General features: G+C 68.5%; 24 protein-coding genes. 17 read left to right on the top strand and 7 right to left on the bottom strand.

The window, feature by feature from the left end; all coding sequences use genetic code 11:
* Positions 1-136: 136 nt before the first annotated feature.
* Positions 137-406 carry a hypothetical protein gene (locus NWF22_RS08230; RefSeq protein ID WP_160903927.1) on the bottom strand — a complete coding sequence of 90 codons (270 nt, stop codon included), beginning with the start codon at positions 404-406 and terminating at the stop codon, positions 137-139.
* A 282-nt stretch (positions 407-688) separates the two neighbouring features.
* Between NWF22_RS08230 and nth the strand changes: the two genes are divergently transcribed.
* From nth to NWF22_RS08210, 4 genes are read left to right on the top strand one after another with little or no spacing between them, the layout of a single operon-like run.
* Positions 689-1378: an endonuclease III gene (nth, locus tag NWF22_RS08225; protein ID WP_160904005.1), complete on the top strand. Its 690-nt coding sequence runs from the start codon at positions 689-691 to the stop codon at positions 1376-1378.
* A complete protein-coding gene (locus NWF22_RS08220; protein WP_160903926.1) occupies positions 1375-2124 on the top strand; it encodes a TlpA family protein disulfide reductase in 750 nt (249 codons plus the stop codon). The genes nth and NWF22_RS08220 overlap by 4 nt, the downstream gene beginning before the upstream one ends.
* Positions 2121-2951: an NUDIX hydrolase gene (locus NWF22_RS08215; RefSeq protein WP_160903925.1), complete on the top strand. Its 831-nt coding sequence runs from the start codon at positions 2121-2123 to the stop codon at positions 2949-2951. The genes NWF22_RS08220 and NWF22_RS08215 overlap by 4 nt, the downstream gene beginning before the upstream one ends.
* Positions 2948-4147: a MarP family serine protease gene (locus tag NWF22_RS08210; RefSeq protein ID WP_160903924.1), complete on the top strand. Its 1200-nt coding sequence runs from the start codon at positions 2948-2950 to the stop codon at positions 4145-4147. Before NWF22_RS08215 ends, NWF22_RS08210 begins: the two co-directional genes overlap by 4 nt.
* A gap of 10 nt (positions 4148-4157) precedes the next feature.
* Here the strand turns inward: NWF22_RS08210 and NWF22_RS08205 are convergent, their stop codons facing one another.
* The 3 genes from NWF22_RS08205 to acs all read right to left on the bottom strand — a co-directional run bounded on the left by NWF22_RS08205 (position 4158) and on the right by acs (position 7819).
* Positions 4158-5102 carry an alpha/beta fold hydrolase gene (locus NWF22_RS08205; protein ID WP_160903923.1) on the bottom strand — a complete coding sequence of 315 codons (945 nt, stop codon included), beginning with the start codon at positions 5100-5102 and terminating at the stop codon, positions 4158-4160.
* A gap of 3 nt (positions 5103-5105) precedes the next feature.
* Complete coding sequence (locus tag NWF22_RS08200; RefSeq protein WP_160903922.1) at positions 5106-5648, bottom strand: phage holin family protein; 543 nt, start codon at positions 5646-5648, stop codon at positions 5106-5108.
* A 218-nt stretch (positions 5649-5866) separates the two neighbouring features.
* Entirely contained in the window at positions 5867-7819 is a 1953-nt protein-coding gene (gene acs / locus NWF22_RS08195) for an acetate--CoA ligase (RefSeq protein WP_160903921.1), read from the bottom strand.
* A 181-nt stretch (positions 7820-8000) separates the two neighbouring features.
* Between acs and NWF22_RS08190 the strand changes: the two genes are divergently transcribed.
* Positions 8001-8771: a Fic family protein gene (locus tag NWF22_RS08190; RefSeq protein ID WP_160903920.1), complete on the top strand. Its 771-nt coding sequence runs from the start codon at positions 8001-8003 to the stop codon at positions 8769-8771.
* A gap of 562 nt (positions 8772-9333) precedes the next feature.
* On the opposite strand, the gene NWF22_RS08185 is transcribed toward NWF22_RS08190, so the two are convergent.
* A complete protein-coding gene (locus NWF22_RS08185) occupies positions 9334-10218 on the bottom strand; it encodes an HAD family hydrolase (protein ID WP_160903919.1) in 885 nt (294 codons plus the stop codon).
* A gap of 384 nt (positions 10219-10602) precedes the next feature.
* Here NWF22_RS08185 and NWF22_RS08180 point away from each other — a divergent pair, with 384 nt between their 5' ends.
* The 9 genes from NWF22_RS08180 (at position 10603) to NWF22_RS08140 (ending at position 17673) form a co-directional block, all read left to right on the top strand.
* Positions 10603-11547, top strand: coding sequence for an esterase/lipase family protein (locus NWF22_RS08180; RefSeq protein ID WP_160903918.1), 945 nt, complete (start codon positions 10603-10605; stop codon positions 11545-11547).
* A gap of 88 nt (positions 11548-11635) precedes the next feature.
* Entirely contained in the window at positions 11636-12697 is a 1062-nt protein-coding gene (ssd, locus tag NWF22_RS08175) for a septum site-determining protein Ssd (protein ID WP_160903917.1), read from the top strand.
* Entirely contained in the window at positions 12694-13863 is a 1170-nt protein-coding gene (locus NWF22_RS08170; protein ID WP_160903916.1) for a TadA family conjugal transfer-associated ATPase, read from the top strand. The genes ssd and NWF22_RS08170 overlap by 4 nt, the downstream gene beginning before the upstream one ends.
* Positions 13860-14672 carry a type II secretion system F family protein gene (locus tag NWF22_RS08165; protein ID WP_160903915.1) on the top strand — a complete coding sequence of 271 codons (813 nt, stop codon included), beginning with the start codon at positions 13860-13862 and terminating at the stop codon, positions 14670-14672. Before NWF22_RS08170 ends, NWF22_RS08165 begins: the two co-directional genes overlap by 4 nt.
* Complete coding sequence (locus NWF22_RS08160) at positions 14669-15295, top strand: type II secretion system F family protein (protein ID WP_258321359.1); 627 nt, start codon at positions 14669-14671, stop codon at positions 15293-15295. The genes NWF22_RS08165 and NWF22_RS08160 overlap by 4 nt, the downstream gene beginning before the upstream one ends.
* 108 nt (positions 15296-15403) lie before the next feature.
* Entirely contained in the window at positions 15404-15622 is a 219-nt protein-coding gene (locus NWF22_RS08155) for a DUF4244 domain-containing protein (RefSeq protein WP_233751794.1), read from the top strand.
* A 68-nt stretch (positions 15623-15690) separates the two neighbouring features.
* Positions 15691-16035 carry a TadE family type IV pilus minor pilin gene (locus tag NWF22_RS08150; RefSeq protein WP_160903913.1) on the top strand — a complete coding sequence of 115 codons (345 nt, stop codon included), beginning with the start codon at positions 15691-15693 and terminating at the stop codon, positions 16033-16035.
* Entirely contained in the window at positions 16035-16394 is a 360-nt protein-coding gene (locus tag NWF22_RS08145; RefSeq protein ID WP_160903912.1) for an Rv3654c family TadE-like protein, read from the top strand. Before NWF22_RS08150 ends, NWF22_RS08145 begins: the two co-directional genes overlap by 1 nt.
* 175 nt (positions 16395-16569) lie before the next feature.
* Entirely contained in the window at positions 16570-17673 is a 1104-nt protein-coding gene (locus tag NWF22_RS08140; RefSeq protein ID WP_160903911.1) for a TIGR03857 family LLM class F420-dependent oxidoreductase, read from the top strand.
* On the opposite strand, the gene NWF22_RS08135 is transcribed toward NWF22_RS08140, so the two are convergent.
* Together NWF22_RS08135 and sftH are read right to left on the bottom strand one after the other, a co-directional pair.
* The gene (locus NWF22_RS08135; protein ID WP_160903910.1) at positions 17654-18199 is read right to left on the bottom strand and encodes a hypothetical protein; all 546 of its coding nucleotides are present in this window, start codon (positions 18197-18199) and stop codon (positions 17654-17656) included. The two genes, NWF22_RS08140 and NWF22_RS08135, sit on opposite strands and share 20 nt — an antisense overlap.
* Positions 18192-20555 carry a DEAD/DEAH box helicase gene (gene sftH / locus NWF22_RS08130; RefSeq protein WP_160903909.1) on the bottom strand — a complete coding sequence of 788 codons (2364 nt, stop codon included), beginning with the start codon at positions 20553-20555 and terminating at the stop codon, positions 18192-18194. The genes NWF22_RS08135 and sftH overlap by 8 nt, the downstream gene beginning before the upstream one ends.
* A 320-nt stretch (positions 20556-20875) precedes the next feature.
* On the opposite strand from sftH, the gene NWF22_RS08125 reads away from it, so the two are divergent.
* The 3 genes from NWF22_RS08125 (at position 20876) to topA (ending at position 25049) form a co-directional block, all read left to right on the top strand.
* Positions 20876-21079, top strand: coding sequence for a cold-shock protein (locus NWF22_RS08125; protein WP_004022110.1), 204 nt, complete (start codon positions 20876-20878; stop codon positions 21077-21079).
* A gap of 163 nt (positions 21080-21242) precedes the next feature.
* Positions 21243-21827 carry a hypothetical protein gene (locus NWF22_RS08120; protein ID WP_160903908.1) on the top strand — a complete coding sequence of 195 codons (585 nt, stop codon included), beginning with the start codon at positions 21243-21245 and terminating at the stop codon, positions 21825-21827.
* A gap of 219 nt (positions 21828-22046) precedes the next feature.
* Positions 22047-25049: a type I DNA topoisomerase gene (gene topA, locus NWF22_RS08115; protein WP_160903907.1), complete on the top strand. Its 3003-nt coding sequence runs from the start codon at positions 22047-22049 to the stop codon at positions 25047-25049.
* Positions 25050-25168: the final 119 nt, after the last annotated feature.

Raw genomic sequence — 25168 nt, 5'->3', positions numbered from 1 at the left:
CCCCACGCCGGTGATGAATTATGCCGTCGGTCGCCGTGTTGCCTCGTGCAACGCTACTCTCGCCCCAAGCATATGTGTTGAATGGGTCACTGGCCGGTACATAGCGGCGAGTCGGGATCTGTGTCGGACGTCGGCCTCAGCTTGCCCGCTGCGGCGAGGCCGACAACGCAGCATCGCGCCCGGCGCCCGCGGTATCGGGCATACGGCGGCTGCGAAACTCATCGAGTGCGGCGGGGAAACCCTCTTTGGCCAGGGTGTCGACCTGCGCGGCGCCGGCCGATTCCAAGAACTCCTCGACGTGATCCTGAGTGACCGCGAGACGGTCGATCCTGGTCTGCACCTTCTCCATCGCGAGCGCGAAGAGCATCAGCACAGCCGGGAAAAGCAGCGCGGCGAGTCCTTGCATGGGGACCAGTAAACACAATTCGATGAGGCTCCCGCCAACCAGAACGACCGGCTTCACTGACTTGTTACCAACGCGAAGCATGGCCAGGACCGGCAATTCACCGACCGCCGGCGTCGGCTCTTCGACCCCGTTGGCCGCGACGTCGCTAACCTGAAATGCGTGACCGCACGTAAGACCACCGACTCCGTCGAGGAGTCGGCGAGACCGACGCGCGCCCGTGGCGGCGCCGGACGCCGGTCGAAGACCGAGACCCGGCTGGGGCTGGTTCGGCGGGCGCGCCGGATGAACCGCACCCTGAAGGTCGCGTTCCCGCATGTGTACTGCGAACTCGATTTCACCACTCCGCTCGAGCTGTCGGTCGCGACGATCCTGTCGGCGCAATGCACCGACGTGCGGGTGAATCAGGTGACACCGGCGTTGTTCGCCCGCTATCCGACCGCCCGGTCGTATGCGGAGGCCGACCGTACGGAACTCGAGGAGATGATCCGGTCCACCGGCTTCTACCGGAACAAGGCCAACTCGATCATCGGGCTCGGTCAGGCCCTGGTGGAACGGTTCGACGGTGAGGTACCCGGCACCCTCAAAGAGCTGGTCACACTGCCCGGTTTCGGCCGCAAGACCGCCAACGTCGTCCTGGGCAACGCCTTCGGTGTCCCCGGGATCACCGTCGACACCCATTTCGCGCGGTTGGTGCAGCGGTGGGGGTGGACCGAGGAGACCGATCCGGTCAAGATCGAACGCGCCGTCGGTGAGCTGATCGAGCGCAAGGAGTGGACTGATTTCTCACACCGGGTGATCTTCCACGGCCGCCGCGTCTGCCATGCGCGTAAACCGGCGTGTGGCGTCTGCATCCTGGCCAAGGACTGCCCGGCCGCCGGCACCGGCCCGATGGCGAAAGCCGAGGCCGCCAAGCTGGTCAAGGGGCCCGAGACCGAGCATCTACTGGATCTGGCGGGGCTGGCGACACAGTGAACCAGACCCCGACCAGCGCGGCGTCGGGCCCCGACGAGGACGACGCCGCCGCCACCCCACCGACCCGACGGCCCAGCCGTTTTCCGGCCTCGGCACGGTGGACCATCGTGTTCACCGTCGTCATCCTGGCGTTGGTGGTGGCGATCTGGCCGCGCGGCGACGACAGCGCCGGCCCCGGCACGCCGACGGCGCCGACCGCGTCCGGGCTCAGGGCGACCGACGCCCAGGTCGACGACGCGCAGCTGGTGCAGGCGCGCAGCGACGCGGCCCTACCGCCCTGCCCACAGACCGGACTGCCCGAAGGGCCGCAATCCGTCCTGGCCGGCGTCACGGGGCCGTGCCTGGCCGACGGCACGGGCTACGACGTCGGCGCCGGCACTGCGGGCCGGCCGCTGGTGGTGAACATGTGGGCCGTCTGGTGCCTGCCGTGCCGGCGTGAACTCCCGGTGGTCGAGAGCTACGCCCGTCAGGCGGGCGACGAGGTGACCGTGCTTGCCGTCCATGCGGCCGAGGGCGCCCAGAATCCGTACCTGGCGCTGCAGTTCCTCATGGAGAACGACGTACAGCTACCGGTGGTGCTCGACACCGACGCGACGATCGCCGCGGCCCTCGGCGCGCCCCGGGTCTTCCCGTCGACGATCCTGGTGCGCGCCGACGGCACGGTCGCCCAGGTGTTGCCGCAGGTGTTCGACACCCCCGACGAACTCGCCGCCGTCGTACAGCAATACCTGGGGGTGAGGACATGACCGCCGAACACGATCCCGGGGTCCACGCAGGCCCCCTGGTCCCGACCGAGCAGATCCCGCCGTGGATGCGGCGCCTCACCGACAACGTGGCCGCCGTCACCGACTCGGTGCTCAATCGGGGCGGTGACCGGACCAGGTGGGCGTCGATGCTCGGCCGCGACAAGCGCGCGGCGGCGGTGCTGGTCCTCATCGGCGGGTCGTGGGACGAGGCGTTCGATCATCCCGGCGGCCTCCCGCCCGACGCCGAGATACTACTCACCGAACGGGCACCCACCCTGCGTCAACACAGCGGTCAGGTGGCCTTTCCCGGCGGCGGCCTCGATCCCGGCGACGAGTTCCCGGTGGGCACTGCCATGCGCGAGGCGGCCGAGGAGACCGGGCTGGTGTCCGAGGGCGTGGACGTGCTCGCGAATCTGCCGTCGTTCCCGGTTCCGGTGTCCAGTTTCGACGTGACCCCGGTGTTGGCGCATTGGCGTGACCCCGGTGAGGTCCGGGTCGTCGACACCGGCGAGACCGCGCGGGTGGCGCGGGTCAACCTGCGTGCGTTGCTCGCGCCGGAGAGTCGGTTTCAGGTGCAGCGCACGGTGATGGGCGCCCGCGCCTACAAGGGTCCGGCCTTCATGGTCGACGGCCTGCTGGTGTGGGGATTCACCGGCGGGCTCATCGCCGCGATCAGCGAGGTCGCCGGGTGGGACGTGCCCTGGGACTCCTCGGATGTCCGGCCGCTGGATCAGGCGATCGAGGCCGCGGGTAGCCCGCAGACGATCGGCCCGGGTGCGGTACTGCCCGCGCACCTGCGCCGTGCATCACAGGGCGGTGCCCGATGACCGGATCGGGATGGGTCGACCTCATCGTCGTGGTGATCGCGCTGCTCGCCGCCGCCAGCGGTTTCCGGCAGGGAGCGGTCGCCTCGGCGCTGGCGTTCCTCGGTGTGGTGCTCGGGGCGATCGCCGGCATTCTGCTCGCCCCGCACGTCATCTCGAATTTCTCCGATCGCACCACCCGGCTGCTGGTCGGCGTGGTGTTGCTGGTCGGGTTGATCATCATCGGCGAGGTGTCCGGGATGATCCTCGGCCGGGCCGCGCGCAGCGGCATCCGATCACGTGGTGTGCGCCGCATCGACAGCGTGATCGGGTCGATGCTGCAGGTCGTGGCGGTGCTCATCGCGGCGTGGCTGTTGGCCATCCCGCTGAGCAGCTCGGCCGAGCCACAGGTGTCGACGGCGGTGCGTGGGTCCAAGGTGCTCACCGGGGTGGACGTGCTGGCACCGCAGTGGCTGCGCGATCTGCCGAAGGACTTCAGCGCGCTCCTCGACAACTCCGGGTTGCCGCAGGTCATCGGGCCGTTCGGGCGGACCCCGGTGGCCGAGGTCGGCCCACCCGATCCGACGGTGCTGCAGCTGCCGATCGTCGCGCAGACCCGACCGAGCGTGATGAAGATCGAGGGCACGGCACCGAGCTGCCGTCAGGCCCTCGAAGGCAGCGGCTTCGTGGTGTCACCCGAACGGGTGATGACCAATGCGCACGTCGTCGCAGGCACGCGTCGGCTCACGGTGTCATCACCCGCAGGTGAGCAGTTGCCCGCCCGGGTGGTGCTCTTCGACAGCGAAAACGACATCGCCGTGCTCGACGTCCCCGGGCTGACCGCCCCGGCGCTGACCTTCGCCGATGGCGAGGCCCAGACCGGCGACGACGCGATCGTGCTCGGCTACCCCGAGGCCGGCCCGTTCGCGGTCAGCGCGGTGCGGGTGCGCGACACCATCAACCTCTCCGGCCCCGACATCTACCGCACCGGTCAGATCCTGCGGCAGGTGTACACGGTGCGGGGCGTGATCCGGCAGGGCAACTCGGGCGGCCCGATGATCAACTCGGCGGGCGAGGTCGTCGGCGTGGTCTTCGGTGCGGCCGAGGACACCAACGATCAGACCGGGTTCGTCCTGACCGCCGAGCAGGTGCGGCAGAACCTGACCGACTCCGAGGCGCGGTCGGCGCGGGTCAGCACGCAGACCTGCGTGCATGCCTGAGGTCGCCGGCTCAGTCCACGTCCTTGCGCAGCAATCCGAGCAGCCGCTCGGTCACCACGTCGGGCCGCTCCTGGTGGGCGAAGTGCCCGCTGTCGGCGATCTGTCGGTACTCCATGTGCGTCGCATAACGGTGGCTCGCGGACATCACCTGATCGAGGATGTACGGGTCGTCGGCGCCGCGCATCGCGAGTACCGGCAGATGCAGCCGCTGATTCATCAGGTCCATGAACCGCGATCCGTCGGGGCGGAACTGAGACCGGAACGCCCAGCGCCGGTACTCCAGGCTGGAGTGCGCGACGTAGGGGATCTGCACCGCCGAGCGGTTGCGGTCCACGGTGACCGCGTAATCGTCGGTGGCCTGCCAGCTGGGCGAGGCCCGCTCGGCGAAGTACTGCGTGAGGTAGCCGCCGTCGTGCGCCGCGAGCCGACGCTCACCCAGCTTGGGTAGCTGGTTGTGCAGGAAGCCGGGTAGGAACGCGCCGCGTTGACGGCGGTCGGCGAGCATGGCGCGGCGCAGCGCACGAGGGTGCGGAGAGGCGATGACGGCGACGCGGTTGACCACGCGAGGATGCAGCGTCGCGGTCGCCCAGCACACCAGCCCGCCGTCGGCGTGGCCCACCAGGGTGGCGTCGGCGTGGCCGAGCGCCCGGACCAGACCGTTCGTGTCACCGGCCAGCGTCCAGCCGTCGTAGCCGCGGGGTGGTTTGTCGGAGTCGCCGTAGCCGCGTAGATCGACGGCGACGGCCCGGAAACCGGCTTCGGCCAGCGCGGTGATCTGGTGGCGCCAGCTCCACCAGAACTCGCCGAAGCCGTGCAGCAGCAGCACCAGCGGCCGGTTGGCCGTGCCCGGCTCCGACGCCTCGACGGCGTGGAAGCGCAGTCCGTTGGCGCGGACGTCGAAGTGATGCCAGTCGCCGGAGATGCGGACGCTCGACGGGTCAGGCGGTCCGGCCACCACTCATCCCTTGGCGGGATCGTGCGCGCGCGGGATCGCCGGGTGCTCACGATCGGTGGCGCGCTTCGTCGACTCCGACGACCCACCGGCGTGGCTGCCCGGCAACACCGTGGGCACTTCCTTGACGCTCGCGATCGTCTTCTTCGGGCCCCGGACCCGTCGGAAGAACAGGTACCCGACGAACGCCATCACGACGGTGATGAGCACCAGGATCAGGAAGACGATCAGGAACGCCAGCCACCGCGGCATCCAGTTGTCGAGGAGTTCGGCGAGGAAGAAGAAAAAGAAGAAGCTCGAGTAGAGGGCCATCACACCGGCGACGACCAGCAGGCCCGTACCCGCGCCGGCCTTCTTGGCCTCGCCGACGAGTTCGGCCTTGGCCAGCGCGACCTCGGACCGGAACAGTGTCGACACGTTCGCCGACGCGTCTTTGACCAGGTTCCCGATGCTCGGTTCACCGTTGCGGCCCTGCGTGGGATCTGACAGCGGGATCGACGGCGCCGATCCGGCGTCCTGAGCGGTTTGGCCGGGCTCGTTGCGGCTCACAGAATCCTCCGTACCTCGGTGTCGAGCTTATGTTGCCATGCCAAAGTCGGCTTGGCCGTCGGCGGGGAGACGTCTCGTGTCGATTGGGCGCTGTTTTCCATCGAGTGGGCGCTGAGTTTCGTCGGATGTGTGCAGCTCGAGGGGGCGAGTGCCCACGCAACGGAAAACAGCGCCCACTCGACCGCCGTCAGGCGGGTGGGTGCCTGGGGTCGCCGGGGTTATGCGCGCTTTTGGCGGATCGCCTCGAAGACGGACGGGTCGACCAGGGTGGAGGTGTCGCCGAGGTCTCGGCCTTCGGCGACGTCTTTGAGCAGGCGTCGCATGATCTTGCCGGAGCGTGTCTTGGGCAGCTCGGGTACGACGTTGATCTCACGGGGTTTGGCGATCGGCGAGATCTCGATCGACACCTGTTCGCGCAGCTCGGCGATGAGGCCGTCGCCGGTGTCGACAACCCCTTCACGCAGGATCACGAAGGCGACGATGCCCTGGCCGGTGGTCTCGTCGGCCGCGCCGATGACCGCGGCCTCGGCGACCCCGGCATGTCCGACCAGTGCGGACTCGACCTCGGCGGTGGAGATGCGGTGCCCGGAGATGTTCATGACGTCATCGACACGGCCGAGCACCCAGAGGGCGCCGTCGTCGTCGTAGCGGGCGCCGTCACCGGCGAAGTACCAGCCCTGTTCGGCGAACCGTGACCAGTAGGTGTCGCGGTAGCGCTCCTCGTCGCCCCAGATGCCGCGCAGCATCGACGGCCACGGCTGATCGAGCACCAGGTAGCCCTGTTCGCCGTGCGAGACCGGGTTGCCCTGGTCGTCGACGATGTTGGCGCTGATGCCGGGCAGTGGTTTCATCGCCGAGCCGGGTTTGGCGGCGGTCACGCCGGGCAGCGGCGAGATCATGATGGCGCCGGTCTCGGTTTGCCACCAGGTGTCCACGATCGGTGCGCTGTCACCGCCGATGACCTCGCGATACCACTTCCACGCCTCGGGGTTGATCGGCTCACCCACCGAGCCCAGTAGCCGCACCGAACTCAGATCGTGCGCGTCGGGGATCTCGCGGCCCCACTTCATGAACGTGCGGATCAGCGTGGGCGCGATGTAGTAGATCGTCACCCCGTACTTCTCGATGATCTCGAAATGACGATGCTCGTTGGGGGAGTTGGGGGTGCCCTCGTAGACGACCTCGGTGGCGCCGTTCGACAGTGGTCCGTAGACAAGATAGGAGTGGCCGGTCACCCAGCCGATGTCGGCGCCGCACCAGAAGACGTCGCGGCCTTCCTTGTGGTCGAACACGTAGTGGAAGGTGTAGGACGCCTGGGTGAGGTAGCCACCCGAGGAATGCACGATGCCCTTGGGCTTGCCGGTGGTGCCGGAGGTGTAGAGCAGAAACAGCGGATGCTCGGCGTCGAAGAATTCCGGGGTGTGGTCGGTGGACTGCTCGTCGACGGTGTCCTCCCACCACACGTCACGACCGTCGACCCACGGCAGGTTCTCGTCGTGGTTGGTGCGGCGCACCACCAGCACCTTCTCCACCGAGGCCGCGGCATCGTCGCCGGAACCGAGTGCCTCGTCGACAGCGGCCTTCAACGGCGCGGGCTTGCCGCGGCGGTACTGGCCGTCGGTGGTGATGACCAGCTTGGCCTCGGCGTCATCCACCCGGGAACGCAGCGCACCGGCGGAGAAACCGGCGAACACCACCGAATGCGTCAACCCCAATCGCGCGCACGCCAACATCGAGATCAACGCCTCGGGCACCATCGGCATGTAGATCGCCACCCGATCGCCGGCCACGAGCCCGATGGCGGCGAAATAGTTGGCGGCCTTGGACACCTCATCCTTGAGCTGGGCGTAGGTGATGTCGCGGTGATCGCCGGGTTCGCCCACCCAGTGGATGGCGACCCGCTCACCCTTACCCGCGGCGACGTGGCGGTCCACACAGTTGACCGCCACATTCAACGTGCCGCCGACAAACCACTTCGCAAACGGCGCATCCGACCAGTCCAGCACCTGATCGAAATCGGTATCCCAATCCAGACGACGGGCCTGCTCGGCCCAGAACCCGAGACGATCCGCATCGGCACGGTCATACATCTCGGCGGTGGCATTGGCCTGGGCGGCGAACTCCTTCGACGGCGGATAGCCCTGCGCAGACGAAGTGGTGGCGGGAGACATCGGTCAGTTGTGCCTTTCACTCTCGACGACTATGGCGTGACGTGCGGTCATGCCGAGTACTGATTGTGAGGGTAGTCACGTTGGAACCCCGTTGCAGGTACCGATCGGCCGGACCACCGGACATCCGCGACGAATGGTCCGATGGGCACGACGAACGGCGCCCTCATTATCGTGGGAAGGCGTGAGTTCGGAAACGTCGGCGGCCGACCCGCTGGCACCACTGTTGCAGTTGCCCGGCGTACGCGAAGCCGCCGACCGCGCCCGCGACGCGTTGAGCGCGGTCCACCGGCACCCGGCGAATCTGCGTGGCTGGGACAAGACGGCCACCGAGGCGTCCTGGCGCGCCGGTCGGTCGTCGGCGGCCATCGACGGCGGCAGCGTCGATCTGCGCCGCGACGGCGACTTCGATGACCCGGTGTTGGCCGGGGCCATGCGCGTCGCGCAGGCCCTCGACGGCGATGCGCTCGAGCAGTTCACCGGGGTCTTCCGCCGCGCGCCGGCGCAGGCATTCGCCCGGCTGCACATGCTCGCCGCGGCCGGGCTCGTCGACGACCCGGACGAGCTGGGCCGCCCCAGTTCGGCGCCCGGCGTCGCGGGCCGACTCGACCTGCTCGGACAATTGGTCACCGGCGCCACCGCGGTTCCCGCGCCGGTGCTGGCCGCTGTTGTGCACGGAGAGCTGTTGGGGCTGGACGCATTTCCGTCGGCCAACGGGGTGGTGGCACGTGCGGCGTCGCGGCTGGTGTGTACGTCGTCGGGACTGGACCCGCACAACCTCGGCGTCCCGGAGGTCACGTGGCTACGGCGGCTCGACGACTACCGCACACTGTCGGCGCGCTTTGCAGAGGGTGACCCGGCGGGCGTCGGCGCCTGGATCGTGCTGTGTTGCGAGGCGCTGGCGGCGGGTGCGGCCGAGGCCCGCTCCATCGCCGACGCCGCTCGTGCCGGCTGAACCGAAACTCCGTGTCCACCAACCCCGTACAACGCACTGCGGGCGGCTGTCCGACCGATGAACCGGTCAGGCTGCCGCCCGCGTAGCACGGACTCAAGTTACCAAGCGTGCTTGGTGGGTTGTGGTATCGCCTCGGCGAGGGAAAGAGTGCCGATCGGTACGCCCCGGTGTGAACCACTTGTGAATTACGGTGCCGTGCAATTGAATCGAGCTTCTTCGGATCGATTCGTTCCGTCTGACGAACCGTGCGGCTCGCCTCGATCGGATCGATTCGTCCGGCCCGACAGGGATCCTTCGTGTCCCGGTCTACGGCCCGTTGGTGGTCACCGGCTTGTCCGTGTCGACCTACGATGTCGCAGGCGCACAACGCTTTTGCCTTATGCGGCGCGCTCCGCGTGGGTGCTTGCCGCCCGTGCTGGGAAGTGCTCGGCGTGGGGGTCCGTTCCTTCTCTTCCGGAGCGAACTTTGCCTTCCGAGATTCCGTAAAACCTTTTGTACACCGTGACTGCGGTCACATCAAGGGTCTTTCGGACCAATATCCGATGGTGTCGTGGTGGCCTTCTCACACCGCGCCTGCGTGCTGCCCGTACCGGCGGAGCGCGTGCGTACCCATGCCGCCGGCCACCGCGAGGCCCGCGCACACAGCCCCGGCGACAGCTGCGGTGCGGTATCGCGACGGGGTTCGCCGTCGCTGCGAACCCGGGCGGGAACTGTGCGAAGTCGGCCGCACGAAGTCGAGGACCGGCCAGCCTTCGTCGATCGCGCGCCGACGCAGCCGCCGGTCCGGATTGACCACAAACGGATGGCCGACCGCCTCCAACATGGGGAGGTCGGTGATCGAGTCGGAGTACGCATAGCAGGTCGCCAGGTCGTAGCCACGATCTTCGGCGAGTTCGCTCACCGCGGCCGCCTTTGCCGGGCCGTAGAGGTACACCTCGAGTTCGCCGGTGTAGTGGCCGTTCACCACGGTCATCTCGCTGGCGACGACATGATCGACCCCGAGCATGCCGCCGATCGGCTCCACCATCTCCCGCCCGGATGCCGACACCAGGATCACGTCGTCGCCGCGGGCGCGGTGGGTGGCGATCAACTCGGCGGCCTCGTCGAACACCAGCGGGTGCACCACCTCGTGCAGGGCCTCGGCGACGACGGCCCGGACGTGCGCGACATTCCAGCCCCGGCACATCTCGGTCGCATGCTGCCGCAGATGTTCGACCTGTTTCTGGTCTGCCGCCATCAGCCGGAACCGCAATTGGGCGTAGCCGGATTTGATCACCCAGCGGCGGTCGAGAAGGCCCTCCGCGAAGAACGCCCGGGAAAAGGCGAGCACGCTGGACTTCGCGATCACCGTCTTGTCGAGGTCGAAGAATGCTGCGCTGCGCCGTGTCGGAGCGGTGGCAGGAGCCGACCGAGCCTGTGGATAACTCGCCGGCGAGGTGTCCGTCACCGGTTCAGGCTACGGCCGGGAGCGCGGCAAGGGCTAGTCTCGATGCAACCTCGTTGCAGCGTGAAAGCGCAGGCAGCGATATAGAAATGTGACCTCCCCGGCCCGCTGGTTGTAGTTGCAATGCTCGAAAAGCCGTGTGTATAGTCGGCCTTAACCGGTGAATAACCGGTGCCTTTCAGCCCGACCCCCCGGGGCTGAAAACGCGATGACCCCGGCCTCCTCCCCCCCTGGCCGGGGTCGTCCTCTATCCAGGGGCCTTTTCTCTCCTCGCCGCCTTCGTCCTACGGCCGATCCCACAAAACCGGGACACTTGACCAAGCAATTGTTAGGTTCTCTCGCAGATGCCGACGCGGGGGGAGAGTGGTCGAATTGTCCGCCAAAGGAATGAACCGATTCACGGTCCTGATCACGACGTTGGTGACGGTGTGTGCGGCCGTGACCGTCTGGGCGGGCGCCGCCCCGGCCACCCCACAGCGGCCACTGCCCGAGAGTTACAACTTCTTCGCCGGCATCCCCGCCGAACTGGCGCACCCCGGCGGATCGCTGCCCGGTTCCAACGACTTCACCTGTCGTCCGACACCGCAGCACCCTCGGCCGGTGGTGCTGGTGCACGGCACGGGCGGTTCGCAGCAGACCAACTGGGGCGCCTACGTCGCGATGCTCGCCAACCGCGGGTACTGCGTCTACGCCCTCACCTACGGAGCGATTCCCGGGACGCCGTGGCCGGTGTCGGCGATCGGTGGGATGACCCGGATGGAGCCGAGTGCCGCGCAGTTGTCGCGGTTCGTCGACCGAGTCCTCGCCGCGACCGGCGCACGGACCGTCGACCTGGTCGGGCACTCGCAGGGCACATACATGCCCGGGTACTACCTGAAGCGCCTCGGCGGAGCTGCGAAGGTCACGAAGTACGTCTCGCTGGCGCCGCTGTGGCGTGGTTCGTTCGAGGGCGCTGGATTCACCGAGATCACCCAGCAACTGTTGGGTGGTGCTGACCTGCCGATCTGCGCTGCCTGCGGCCAGATGGCCGCGGGGTCGCCGATGAACCGGGCGATCTGGGCGGGCGGCAGCCCGTATGTCGCGGGTGTGGACTACACCAACATCTCCACCCGCTACGACGAGTTCGTGGTGCCCTACACCAGCGGTCAGGTCCCGGGCCGTCCCGGCGAGAGAGTGCGCAACATCGTCGTGCAGGACGGATGCGAACAGGACCACAGCGACCACCTCGCCATCGCGGGCTCGCGACGCACGGCCTACCTGGTGCTCAATGCCCTGGACCCCGAACATCCGGTCCCCGTGCCCTGCGAATACGTGCCGCCCTTCACCGGCTGACCATCCACACGCGGGCGACTGTCCACAGATCTTCCGACGGTCGGCCGTGCAGCCGTATCGTCGCCGCGTCGTCGGCGACGATGGCGTGGTGACCGATGAACTACTCACCCTCGTGGGTGCCGATCTGCACGAGGACGTCGCCCGCTGCGCGGCCGCCGCCGGTTACCGCATCGTGCCCGGCTCGCCGACGGAATGTCGGCGAGAGTGGTTGCGGGCCGGGGCGATCGCCGTCGACGGGCACGCCATCGATGAGCTCACGGGCCTCGCGCCGCCGCGGCGAGCCGGGATCGTGATGGTGACCGCCGGCGAGCCCTCGGCGGAGACCTGGCGCGCAGCAATGAATCTCGGCGCGGAGTATGCGGTCGCGTTACCCGCGGAGGAGTCGACCCTGGTCGGGCTGCTGACCGACTTCCGGGCACCGGCCACCAACCCGGCCGCCGCGATCGCGGTGATCGGCGGACACGGCGGGGCCGGTGTCACCACGCTTGCCGCGGCCGTCGCGCTCGCGGGGGCCGACCTGGGGCCGCGGGTGCTGCTGCTCGACGTCGACGATCTCGGCGCCGGCATCGACCTCGCATTGGGCATCGAGGGCCGCGCCGGGCTGCGCTGGCAGGATCTCACAGTGGCCGCAGGGGCCATGCGGGCCAGCGCGTTACACGATGCATTGCCGCATGTCGACGACCGGCTGTCGGTGCTCGCGCCCCGCCCGGACAGCCACCACCCGATCGCCGTCGAACCGGTCGTCGCCGCGCTGGACGCCGCACGCGCAGAGGGCGATACGGTGGTCGTCGACCTGCCGAGGGCGGGCGGCCCGGTGACCGACGCGGTCCTCGACACGGTCGACCTGGTCGTGGTGGTCACCACCGCCACCGTGCCCGGTGCGGCGTCGACCCGACAGGTCGTGACCCGGGTCCGCCGCCACGGCGTGTGGGCGGAACTGGCCGTGCGCGGACCGGCGCCGTCGGGTCTGCGCGCCGCGCAGGTGGCTGCCACCGTCGGGTTGCCGCTGCTCGCCGCATATCGATCGGACCCGGGCCTGCCCGGGCGGATGGATGCCGGACGCCTTCGCATCACACCACGCAGTCCCCTCGGCCGCGCAGCACGTGCGGTGCATCGTGCCGCCGACCGCGCCACCCGGGTGGCGGCATGACGGTGCACGACGATCTCCTCGATCGCGTCCGCGACCGCCTGGCCGCCGACGCGGCCGACCCGACTCCCGACGTCATCGCCGCGGCCATCCGCGCCGAATCCCGAGGCATGCTCGGTGACACCGATCTGCTCGCGGCCCTGCGCTTTCTGCAGACCGAGCTGATCGGGGCCGGACGGCTCGAACAGCTCCTCGGTGATCCCGACGTCGCCGACATCCTGGTGGTCGGACCCGACAACGTCTGGATCGATCGCGGAGCCGGGTTGCAGCGCACCGACATCCGGTTCGACGGCGAGCATGCGGTGCGGCGCCTCGCCGGTCGACTGGCGCTCAATGCGGGCAAGCGACTCGACGACGCCCAACCCTGGGTCGACGGCCAACTCGTCGGCGTCGGCCGACGCGGACACACGGTGCGACTGCATGCGGTGATCCCGCCCGTCGCGCACGACGGCACCTGCATCTCCCTGCGCGTCTTGCGCACCGCCACCCGCAACTTCGACGAACTGGTGGCGCTGGGTGCCATCCCCGACGACACCGTCCCGGTACTGCGCGGGATACTCGCGGCGCGACTGGCCTTTCTCATCGTCGGCGGCACCGGATCGGGCAAGACCACCCTGCTGGGATCGCTGATCGGCGCGATGGCCCACACCGAACGCATTCTGTGCGTGGAGGACGCACTCGAACTCGACCCACCGCACCCGCACATCGTCCGCCTGGTCGCCCGAACCGCGAATGTCGAAGGTGCCGGCGATGTGCCGGTGCGTGCGCTGGTCCGGCAGGCACTACGGATGCGGCCGGACCGGATCGTGGTCGGCGAGGTGCGCGGCGCCGAGGTGATCGACCTGCTGACCGCGCTCAACACCGGCCACGACGGCTGCGCCGGGACCCTGCACGCGAACTCCACCGCAGAGGTGCCGGCGCGGATGGAGGCGCTCGCTGCGCTCGGCGGAATGGCCCGAGCGGCGTTGCACAGTCAGCTCGCGGCCGCGGTCCAGGTGGTGCTCGGGGTTGCCCGTACACCCGGCGGCAACCGAGGTCTCACCGAGATCGGCGTGGTGTCGCGCGGCGACGACGGGCTGGTGCGGATTCGGCAGGTGTGGACTCGCAGAAGCGGATTCGCCGAGTCTGCCGCGCAACTCGATGAGCTCATCCGAACCCGATCCCGGTGACCCCGCTGTTGCTGGCGGCGGCACTGTGCGTCGTGTGGTGGCCGGTCACCCGCACCGAGCACCGGTTGGGCAACCTGCGAGGTGCGAAGGCCCGGCGTGCGTCGATGCCGGCGCGGGTCGTCGCGGTCGTTGCGCTGCCGGTGGGGCTGGCCGTGGGGGCCGGTGTCGCCGCAGGACTGTCGGCGGCCCTGGTCGCCGCGGGTCTGCTGTGGCAGTGGCACCGCACACGGCGGGTCCGGCGCCGCGACCAGGAGACCACCGACCTGCTGCTGGCGTTGTCGGTGATGATCGCGGAACTGTCGGTCGGTGCGCCACCCGCCCACGCGTGCGCGGCCGCAGCACGCGAACTCCATTCGTCGCACGGCCCTTCGGGGGCGGTGGCCGGCGGACTGACCGCGATGTCGGGGCGTGCGGAGCTCGGTGGCGACGTCCTCGACCGCGCACCGGCCGGACAGCCCGATCTCGGCGACGACGCGTCGTGGCGCCGCATCGCGGTGGCGTGGCAGATGGCCGATCGGCACGGCTTGCCGATGATCGAACTGCTGGAATCGGTGCGGTCGGATCTGCTCGAGCGCCGACAGTTCGCGGCCCGCACACATGCCGGCCTGGCGGGGCCGCGCGCGACGGCCGCGGTCCTCGCCGGGCTGCCGGTCATCGGGGTACTGCTGGGTCAGCTGATGGGGGCGGAGCCGCTCACCGTACTGCTGGGCAGTGACCTCGGCGGCATCCTGCTGGTTGTCGGCACCGCTATGGCGATGGCCGGATGGATGTGGGCGCAGCGCATCACCGACCGGGCGGCCCGACGGTGAGCGTCCCCGAGGCCGTCGGCGTCATCGTGTTCGCAGTCGCGCTGTGGTGGTGGCCGGGTCCGGATTGGGCGCTGCAGCGGGCCGGGGCGGTGCAGGACGAAGTCGGACCCGATCGAGTGAAGGAGTCTCGCGACGACCCGTTCGGGGTCGCCGCCGCATTCGATCTGTTCGCGGTGTGCCTGCGCGCCGGACTGCCGGTCGGCGCGGCGGCGGCCGTCGTCGTCGATTCCGCGCCTCCGGGGTTGGCACGACCGCTGGGCGTGACCGCCGAACTGTTGGCGCTCGGTGCGGACGCCGAGCACGCCTGGCGGCGCAGCGGTCCCGCGGGCAACGCGGACAAGCGCATGAGTGGAGGATCTCGCGTGTCCACAGATGCCGAACGATTCGATGCGTTGGCCACCCTGGCACGGCGATCGGCGCGAGCCGGATCATCACTCGCCGGCGGCCTCACCGAACTTGCCGAGGGAGTCCGCCGCGAGGCCCACGACCAGGCCACGGCTGCCACCGAACGTGCCGGTGTCGCGATCAGTGCCCCACTGGGACTGTGCTTTCTGCCCGCATTCGTCTGCCTGGGCATCGTGCCGGTGGTTCTCGGTCTCGCCGGGTCGGTCCTCGGCGGGTGACGAGATGTGCTGCCCGGGAAATTCTTCCGAAGACAATGGATCCTGAACGGCCCCTGCTGCGTCCAAAGAACGAGAGGACGCACTCGGCGTCCCGGGGAGGGCACCATCATGACCGACAACATGTTTCGTCGACCGGTCGAGCGCATCTCGACCGAGGTGCTGCGATTGATCACCGACGATGAGGGCATGAGCACGGCCGAATATGCGATCGGCACCATTGCGGCCGCGGCGTTCGGGGCGATCCTCTACACGGTCGTGACCGGCGACAACATCGTCAGCGGATTGACCGGCATCATCGGCAAGGCGTTGAACACGTCGGTCGGTTGAACCCGTCGGTGTGCGGCGTGCGACGAATCGGCAACGTCTTTCGGACCGCGTTCGCGGACGAGGGTGGCATGGTCACGGTCGAGGGAGCATATGCGATCGCTGCCATCGTCTCCACTGTCGTGATCGGGGTCGGTGCGGTGGCGGGCGCCAGTGTGCAGATCCGCTGTACTGACGCCGCCCGGGAAGCGGCGCGACTGGCCGCGATCGGCGATGCCTCGGCAGAGTCGACAGCGCAGGCGATCGCCGGCTCCGACGCCCGAGTCACCCTGCAGGACAGGGGCTCACACGTGGCTGCCGAGGTACGCGACGACGTGCCGCTGCTGCCGGTGGTGCAGTTGTCCGCTCGGGCCGTCGCGGCGAAGGAACCCGAGTCCTCGGCAATCGGCCACACCACCGGGGATCAGCCGCCCTGATGTATCGGTGGGGCGATGACCGGGGGTTCGCAACCCTGCTGGGTGCCTTCGCGATCGCCACCATCGCGGCGGTGGCCGTCGCGATGCTGTACGTCGGCGGGGCGGTGGTGGCGCGTCATCGCGCCCAGTCGGCGGCGGATCTGGCGGCGCTGGCCGCGGCGCAGCAGCATGTGCTGGCGGCACCCGAGCCGTGCCGGGCGGCCGAGGAGATCGCTCAGGAACAGCGCGTGGGCGCCCGGATCGAGCGATGCGCTGCCGACGGGATCGATGTGGTGTTGACCGTTGCGGTGCCGGTGCGGCTGGGCCCGTTCGGGGTTCGCGACGCGCTCGCCTCCGCCCGGGCGGGGCCGGTGGACTGAACGCCGTATCCGGTTACGGTCTGGGGGATGCGCCGCGGAGACTATTGTCCCGGCCTGCCGCTGTCACCGTGGCTGCGATCGGCGCCGTTCACAAGGGGGTTCGCCGGATTCCTTGCTCGCCGCGTGCGCCGCGCACTAGGTTCGGAGATCAGTGCCGACTGATCTGAGGTGGGACGTGCCGGAAGCGCGGGTGCTCGACGAACTCGGTTATTACCTGCTGGCCGGTGCCGGCGGCACCGGACCGGCGGCGCTGGTGGACGAGACCCGGCAGGGTGAGGCGTTGGGCCTGGGCACCGCGTTCATCTCCGAGCGGTGGAACCTCAAGGAGGCGGCGTCGCTGACCGGGGCGGCCTGCGCGGTCAGCGACCGGATGCACATCGCCACGGCGGCAACCAATCACAACACGCGCCACCCCCTGATCACGGCGTCCTGGGCCACCACCATGCACCGATTGTCCGGCGGCCGGTTCACGTTGGGGCTGGGTCGGGGGATCGCCGCGATGTACCAGGCGTTCGGCGTCCCGCCGGTCACCACCGCGCAGATGGAGGATTTCGCCCAAGTGATGCGCCGGCTGTGGCGTGGTGAGATGATCTTCGGTCACGACGGGCCGATCGGATCCTATGATCTGCTGTATCTGGATTCGGATTTCGACGAGGACATCCGGCTGGCGCTGGTGGCGTTCGGACCGCAGACCCTGGCTCTCGGCGGACGCGCATTCGACGACGTCATCCTGCACACGTTCTTCACGCCGGATACGGTGCGGCGCAGCGTGCAGACGGTCAAACGCGCCGCCGAGCAGGCCGGCCGGGACCCCGATACCGTCCGGGTGTGGTCGTGCCTGGCGACCGTCGGCGACCACCTACCGGACGAGGTGCGGTTGACCAAGACGGTGGCACGGCTGGCCACCTACCTGCAGGGGTACGGCGACCTGCTCGTACGGACCAACGACTGGGACCCGATGGTGCTGCAGCGCTTCCGGGAGGACTCCGTGGTGACGTCGATCCCCGGGGGCATCGACCACAAGGCCACCACCGACCAGATCGAGCACATCGCCGGCCTCATCCCCGACGAGTGGCTCGAGCCATCGGCCACCGGGTCGTCGCAGCAGTGTGCGACGCGCATCCGGGAGGAGTTCGGTCACGGCGCCGATGCCGTCATCATGCACGGTGCGACGCCCGACGAACTCGCACCCGTGGTGGCCGCCTACCGCGCGGGTGACAGCCGAGCGGCAGCCGGGACCTCGCGACCCGGCCCGACGGTCAGTGTTCGTCCGGAATGACGATCCGTTCCGGATGCACCCGCCGCGACTGCAACGGCGCGAACCAGATGTGGCCGAAGTCGACGGTGTCGTCGCCGAGGTGGGCCAGTTCGAAGGCGGGCGCCGACGGTGCCGCGGGCATGAAACGGGTCGCGGCCCGCACGAAGGACGTCCAGTGGATCAGCTCGCCCTCGGTCAGAAAGCCTCCGCCGACGGCTCGCCGGTGACCGGAACCGTCGGCGAGTGCCACGTAGACATCGCCGAGACCCGGGGACACCTGCGGCCCGATCATCGCGCTCTGCAGATACCAATGCGCAGTGCGCACCACCGCCGCATGATAACCGCCGCGTTGGGCCGCACACCACGCATAGTGCAGGTCGAGGGCATCCATCGCGGTCTCGTCGTCGAAGAACACATCGCGTTCGCCGATGGTGGCGGGTAACTCGTCGACGTTCTGGGTCGGACGTGCCAACAAGAACCACGCCGGGCGCACCGAGGTGATCGTGCGGGCCGCCTCTTCGCGTCCGTCTGCGCGATCGTCAGTCATCCTTCGAGTATCGCCGACCCAGTAGGGTCAGGACCTTGATCGCGCCATCTTTGTCGAGCGGATCGTTACCGTTGCCGCACTTGGGGGACTGCACACACGACGGGCAGCCGCTCTCGCACCGGCAGCTCGCGACCGCGTCGCGGGTGGCGGCGATCCAGGTGTCAAAGGTCGCGAAGCCGCGGTCGGCGAAACCCGCACCACCCATGTACCCGTCGTAGACGAACACCGTCGGCAGTCCCGTGTCGGGATGCTGATTGGTCGACAGGCCGCCGATATCCCACCGATCGCAGGACGCGACCAGCGGCAGCAACCCGATGGCGGCGTGTTCGGCGGCGTGCAGCGCACCCGGGAAATCGCCGATGGTCACGCCCGCCTCCGCCAGCGACTCCGGCGTGAGCGTGTACATGACGGCGCGAGTGCTCAACGTCTGCGCCGGCATGTCGAGTTCCACCGCATCGAGCACCTCACCGGACAACAACGTGCGGAGGTATCCGACGACCTGATGGGTCACATCGACATCCACCAGCGACACGGTGAGGTCCCCGCAGTCGCGGCGGGCCACCTCATCGGTGATCGTGATATCGGTGAGCTCGCGGGCCGACGTCGTCCAGTCCGGCTCCTCGGGATGCGCCAATGCCAGACCGTCGTCGAGGTCGAGTTCGTCGATCACGAAGGACTCGCCCTGATGGATGTGCAGGGCACCAGGATGCACCGTGGACATGGCGCGACCGGAGTCGACCGTGCCGAGCAACTGCGACGTCGTGGTGTCGACGATCAGGACCTGCCCGCCGATCCCGCCCCGGATGTCGATGTCGGCGTGCGGCTCGATACCCGCCGCCACATACCACCCGGCCTTACGCTGCTTGAGCTTGCCCTCGGCGGTCAGCTCGGCCACCGCGTCCGTGGCGTCCCACGCCGCGATCTCCGCCTCGCGCAACGGGAGTTCGGCAGCGGCGCACAACAGGTGGGGTTTGAGGATGTACGGGTTGGCGGGATCGGTGACGGTGGCCTCGACCGGTCGCCCCAGCAGCGCGTCGGGATGGTGGACGAGGTAGGTGTCGAGCGGGTCGTCGCGGGCCACCAACACCACCAGCGAGTCGCCCGAAGTGCGTTGGCGCCCAGCGCGTCCGGCCTGCTGCCAGAACGACGCGACGGTCCCCGGGTAGCCGCCCACGATCACCGCGTCCAGGCCGCTGATGTCGACGCCGAGTTCGAGCGCATTGGTGGTGGCCACGCCGATCAGATCTCCGTCGGAGATGGCCCGTTCGAGTCGTCGCCGGTCGACGGCGAGATAGCCCGCGCGGTAGGCGGCCACCCGCTCGACGAGCTCGGGTGCGATCTGCGCCAGCAGGTTCCGGGCTTGCAGCGCGGTCAGTTCCACCCCACGCCGGCTGCGCTGGAAGCACAGTGTCCGTGCTCCCTCGATCACGAAATCGGCAAGCAGCCGGGCTGATTCGGCACCGGCCGAGCGTCGGATGGGCGCGCCGTTCTCACCTGTCACCGCGGGCAGGAAATCGGGTTCCCACAGCGCGACCGTCCGCTCGCCGCGTGGTGAGCCGTCCTCGGTCACCGCCACCGCGGGTTCACCGATCAGCCGCGTCAACGCCTCGGCCGGTCCGGCCATCGTGGCGCTGGTGGCGATGACCACCGGGTCGCCGCCGGCCGAGCGGGCGATCCGCAGCAGTCGGCGCAACACCAGTGCGGTATGGGAGCCGAACACCCCGCGGTAGTGGTGGGCCTCGTCGACGACGACGTAGCGCAGATGGCGGAAGAAGTGTCGCCAGCGCGCGTGTCCCGACAGGATGCCGATGTGGAGCATGTCGGGATTGGTGAAGATCCATCGGGAGTGCGCTCGGGCCCACTGTCGTAGCTCCACATCGGTGTCGCCGTCGTACGCGCACGGTTGCAGATGCGTGAACCGGCGTTGAACACCTGGCGCCGCACCCGGCGGAAGGTCACCGGTGGCGCTGAGTACCGATGCGACCGAACGGATCTGGTCGGCACCCAGCGCCTTGGTCGGTGAAAGATACAACGCCGTCGCATTCGGATCCTTCAACAACGTGGTCAAAATGGGTAGTTGATATGCCAACGATTTCCCGGAGGCGGTACCGGTACACAACGCCACGTGTTTTCCATCGAATGCGTGCTCGGCCGCCTGCACTTGATGCGCCCAGGGTCGGTCGATTCCGTCGGCTCGGAAGGAATCCACCAGTTCGGTCGGAACCCAATCCGGCCAGTCGGCGAAAGAGGCTGCACGCGAAGCGATCACCGACATATGTGTGAGCGGTGTGCGGGCCGGGTCGGTGCCGGCCATGCTGCGTCGGAGGAGTTCGGACCCGAAGGTTGGAGTGTGCATTGCGTGGGGAGTTGATCGTGGGTGTCGGCGGTCGACACGGAACTTTCATGTTACTGGCGGATGTCGGAACGACGAAAATTGACCGGGTTGTTCGGGGTGACTATCGCGGGCGCGCCGAACATGATTGACTTATGGGCGGTCGCAGCTTTCGTGAGCCGCCGGGACCCCGGTGTTCTCCCGAGATCGTGTTGCGACCGTGGTACTGAGGCAGGTTTTCGGGGATTCTCCATGGGGAACTATCGAGGTATGGCGGTCGGGACCGGCCACGACACGAGACCATCGTGTCGCGTCTGTTGGAATGTATGTAAAGGATTGCAGTAATGGCACAGGGAACTGTGAAGTGGTTCAACGCGGAAAAGGGCTTCGGCTTCATCGCACCTGATGAGGGGTCCGACGACGTGTTCGTCCACTACTCCGAGATCCAGGGCTCGGGATTCCGCACCCTCGAGGAGAACCAGCGGGTCGAGTTCGAGGTCGGCCAGGGCACCAAGGGCCCGCAGGCCACCGGCGTCCGCGCCGTCTAGGAGTCGCCTCCTGCAAGCTGCGAAGCAAGCTTGAGCGAAGTCGCTCCCGGTCACCATCCACGGTGACCGGGAGCGACTCTTGTGTGGGCCTTCCCCGCTGTACGAGACTGTCCGAGGCGCCGCGTGACACTGCGCGGACCCGATGAGGAAGTAACCTCGGTGTGTGGGCCAGTTGTCGTTCTTCTCCGCGCAGCTCGACCAGCCCGCGTACGAGGACCTGTCGGGTCTGCTCGCCGCGCACGGGCAGGCGGTTCGTTCCGACGGTGGTACGCGGATCTCGGTCGTGGTGGCGCAGCGTTGGCGGGCCGACGCGCTCGTCGAGGAGATGTCGGCGACCGGGGTGCCGGCCGAGGTCGTCATCTCCGAGGAGGGCAATCCGATCGCGCGGACCGCTCCCACCCACGACCTCGACGACCTGCATCGCCGGTGGTCCTCGGGCGCGGTGAAGGCGATGCCGGCCGGCTGGGTGCCCTCTCCGCGTGCGTTGCGCCTGTGGACCCTCGCCGCCGGCGAACGCGACGGCGACCGGTTCCTGTTGGGCCTCGATACCCACGCACCCGACACCCATCCGGCGCTGGCAACCGCGCTGATGCGGGTCGGAGTGGCCCCCACCCTCGTCGGTCGCGGGCTGTCGCACGCCCTGCGCGTCGCCGGTAAACGGCGACTGAGTCACCTGCTGGAGTACATCGGGGAGCCGCCCGCGGTACCCGAGGCGGCCGCACACTGGCCGTACGTCGACGGGCTGTGACACCGACGACCCACCGACGCCGAAAAATTCATCGTCGATCCGCCTGACCAGGCGTTATGCTGCCGCAGCGCGCCAATTTGCCACACTGGGAGTTTGCCGACGGGAATCCGAGTGTGCAGACGACGCTATATATAAGGTACAAACCTCATCGAGTGTCGTGTGTGTGACGAGGCCGTTGGCACGAACGACACATCAGCGAATGCGAAGTAAGGACGCCCGGTGGCCGATTCCAGCACCGCAACTCCCACCACAGGGAGCTCGACCCGACGACTGGTCATCGTCGAGTCGCCGACAAAGGCCCGCAAGATCGCGGGATACCTGGGAGCGAACTACGTCGTGGAGTCCTCCCGCGGTCACATCCGGGATCTGCCGCGCGGCGCCGCCGACGTCCCCGCCAAGTACAAGGGCCAGCCCTGGGCCCGCCTCGGCGTCAATGTCGACGACAACTTCGAACCGCTCTACGTGGTGTCCGCCGACAAGAAGTCCACGGTCACCGAACTCAAGTCCCTGATGAAGGACGTCGACGAGCTCTACCTCGCCACCGACGGTGACCGCGAGGGTGAGGCGATCGCCTGGCATCTGCTGGAGACACTCAAGCCGAAGATCCCGGTCAAGCGGATGGTGTTCCACGAGATCACCGAATCCGCGATCCAGGCCGCCGCCGAGAATCCCCGCGACCTCGACATCGACCTCGTCGACGCGCAGGAGACCCGCCGCATCCTCGACCGGCTCTACGGCTACGAGGTGTCGCCGGTGCTGTGGAAGAAGGTCATGCCGAAGTTGTCGGCGGGCCGCGTGCAATCGGTGGCGACCCGCATCATCGTCGACCGCGAACGTGAGCGGATGGCCTTCGTCTCCGCCGAGTACTGGGATATCGCCGCGACCATGGACGTGGGCGCCGACAGCGAGTCGACCCCGCGCACGTTCTCCTCGCGGTTGGTGTCGGTGGACGACGCGCGCGTGGCGACCGGCCGCGATTTCGACGCCCGCGGCGCTCTCAAGAAGTCCGACGGTGTGCTGGTGCTCGGTTCCGAACGCGCCACCGCCCTGGCCACCGCCCTCGACGGCGCCGCCATGACGGTCTCGTCGGTGGAGGAGAAGCCCTACACGCGCCGGCCGTATGCGCCGTTCATGACCTCCACGCTGCAGCAGGAGGCCGGCCGCAAGCTGCGCTTCTCGTCCGACCGCACCATGCGCATCGCACAGCGGCTCTACGAGAACGGCTACATCACCTACATGCGTACCGACTCGACCTCGCTGAGCGAGTCGGCCATCAACGCCGCCCAAAGTCAGGCCCGCGAGCTCTACGGCGACGCGTTCGTGCATCCGACGCCACGCCAGTACAACCGCAAGGTCAAGAACGCCCAGGAGGCCCACGAGGCGATCCGGCCGGCCGGCGAGACGTTCCGGACGCCGGGGCAGGTCGGCGGACAGCTCGAGGCCGACGAGTTCCGCCTCTACGAACTGATCTGGCAGCGCACGGTCGCCTCGCAGATGGCCGACGCCAAGGGCACCACCATGAGCCTGCGGATCAGCGGCACCGCCACCTCCGGTGAGCGTTGCACGTTCGCCGCGTCGGGCCGCACCATCACCTTCCCGGGCTTCCTGTCGGCCTATGTGGAGACCGTCGACGAGCAGACCGGCGGTCAGGCCGATGACGCCGAGAACCGGCTGCCCAACCTCACCGAGGGGCAGGCGCTGACCGCCACCGAACTCGACGCCGACGGTCACTCGACGAACCCGCCGGCCCGCTTCACCGAGGCGTCGCTGGTCAAGGTGCTCGAGGAACTCGGCATCGGTCGGCCGTCGACCTATGCGTCGATCATCGGCACCATCCAGGACCGCGGCTATGTGGTGAAGAAGGGCAACGCGCTGGTGCCCTCCTGGATCGCGTTCGCCGTCGTCGGCCTCTTGGAGGCCTATTTCCAGAGCCTGGTCGACTACGACTTCACCGCCACCCTGGAAGACGACCTCGATCAGATCGCGACCGGTCAGGCCGACCGCACGAGCTGGCTGAGCGACTTCTACTTCGGGGACGCCGACGCCGAGAGCGAGACCGCGAAGTCGGAGGTGGCCAAATACGGTGGCCTCAAGAAGCTCGTCGGCGTCAATCTGGAGGAGATCGACGCCCGCGAGGTCAACTCGATCCGGCTGTTCGATGACGACGCCGGCCGCCCGGTGTTCGTGCGGGTGGGCCGCTACGGGCCGTACCTCGAACGCAACGTCGCCGGGCCGGACAGCGAGCCCGACCTGCAGCGCGCCAACCTGCCCGCCGACATCACACCCGACGAACTCACCCTCGCGGTGGCGGAGAAACTGTTCGCCACTCCGCAGGAAGGCCGTTCGCTCGGCCACGACCCGTTGACCGGGAACGAGATCGTCGCCAAGGAAGGCCGCTTCGGTCCGTACGTGACCGAGATCCTGCCGTCCGACGACGATGACGACGACGGCAAGGCCCCGGCCACGGTGCCGGCAGGCCCCACGCCACGCGATGGTGGGGCCGGCGGCTCCACCGATGGTGACGGGGAGGTCGTGCCGCTCGACGACACGTTGGGAGGAGCCACCAAGACGGCGGCCAAGACCGCCAAGAAGACGGCCAAGAAGGCAGCGAAGAAGGCCGGGCCCAAGCCGCGCACCGGGTCGCTGTTCAAGTCGATGGACATCTCGACGGTGACCCTCGAGGACGCGCTCAAACTGCTGTCGCTGCCGCGGGTGGTCGGCACGGACCCGGAGTCCGGAGACGAGATCACCGCGCAGAACGGCCGCTACGGCCCCTACCTCAAGAAGGGGACCGACTCTCGGTCGCTGACCAGCGAAGACCAGATCTTCGGCATCACCCTCGAGGAAGCCCTCAAGATCTACTCCGAACCCAAGCGACGCGGTCGGCAGGCGGCCGCTCCGCCGCTGCGCGAGCTGGGGAAGAACGATCAGGTCTCCGACAAGCCGATGGTGATCAAGGACGGCCGGTTCGGGCCGTATGTGACCGACGGTGAGACCAACGCCAGCCTGCGCAAGGGCGACGAGGTCGCCACCATCACCCCGGAACGGGCGATGGAACTGCTGGCGGACCGTCGCGCCCGTGGCCCGGCCAAGAAGGCGACGAAGAAGGCCGCCAAGAAGGCCCCGGCCAAGAAGGCAGCGGCCAAGAAGACCGCCGCCAAGAAGACGACCGCGAAAAAGACCGCGGCAAAGAAGAGCACGGCGAAGAAGACCGCCGACTGATCTCGATACGCCTGCTCGCCTAGCGGCTCGCCCGCCACTCGATCAGCGGGGTGGAGTGGCGCAACCAGTCGGTGGTCGAGTAGGTCCGAGCCGCTAGGCGAGGAACGTATCGAGACCAC

This window comes from Gordonia mangrovi (assembly GCF_024734075.1).
Taxonomy (GTDB): Bacteria; Actinomycetota; Actinomycetes; order Mycobacteriales; family Mycobacteriaceae; genus Gordonia; species Gordonia mangrovi.
This window is presented reverse-complemented; position numbering and strand designations above follow the sequence as displayed.

Coding starts and splice junctions, on each gene's coding strand:
- NWF22_RS08230 (WP_160903927.1), bottom strand. CDS start 406: ATGCAAGGACTCGCCGCGCTGCTTTTCCCGGCTGTGCTGATGCTCTTC.
- nth (WP_160904005.1), top strand. CDS start 689: ATGAACCGCACCCTGAAGGTCGCGTTCCCGCATGTGTACTGCGAACTC.
- NWF22_RS08215 (WP_160903925.1), top strand. CDS start 2,121: ATGACCGCCGAACACGATCCCGGGGTCCACGCAGGCCCCCTGGTCCCG.
- NWF22_RS08210 (WP_160903924.1), top strand. CDS start 2,948: ATGACCGGATCGGGATGGGTCGACCTCATCGTCGTGGTGATCGCGCTG.
- acs (WP_160903921.1), bottom strand. CDS start 7,819: ATGTCTCCCGCCACCACTTCGTCTGCGCAGGGCTATCCGCCGTCGAAG.
- NWF22_RS08180 (WP_160903918.1), top strand. CDS start 10,603: ATGAACCGATTCACGGTCCTGATCACGACGTTGGTGACGGTGTGTGCG.
- NWF22_RS08170 (WP_160903916.1), top strand. CDS start 12,694: ATGACGGTGCACGACGATCTCCTCGATCGCGTCCGCGACCGCCTGGCC.
- NWF22_RS08155 (WP_233751794.1), top strand. CDS start 15,404: ATGACCGACAACATGTTTCGTCGACCGGTCGAGCGCATCTCGACCGAG.
- NWF22_RS08150 (WP_160903913.1), top strand. CDS start 15,691: ATGGTCACGGTCGAGGGAGCATATGCGATCGCTGCCATCGTCTCCACT.
- NWF22_RS08145 (WP_160903912.1), top strand. CDS start 16,035: ATGTATCGGTGGGGCGATGACCGGGGGTTCGCAACCCTGCTGGGTGCC.
- NWF22_RS08135 (WP_160903910.1), bottom strand. CDS start 18,199: ATGACTGACGATCGCGCAGACGGACGCGAAGAGGCGGCCCGCACGATC.
- sftH (WP_160903909.1), bottom strand. CDS start 20,555: ATGCACACTCCAACCTTCGGGTCCGAACTCCTCCGACGCAGCATGGCC.
- NWF22_RS08125 (WP_004022110.1), top strand. CDS start 20,876: ATGGCACAGGGAACTGTGAAGTGGTTCAACGCGGAAAAGGGCTTCGGC.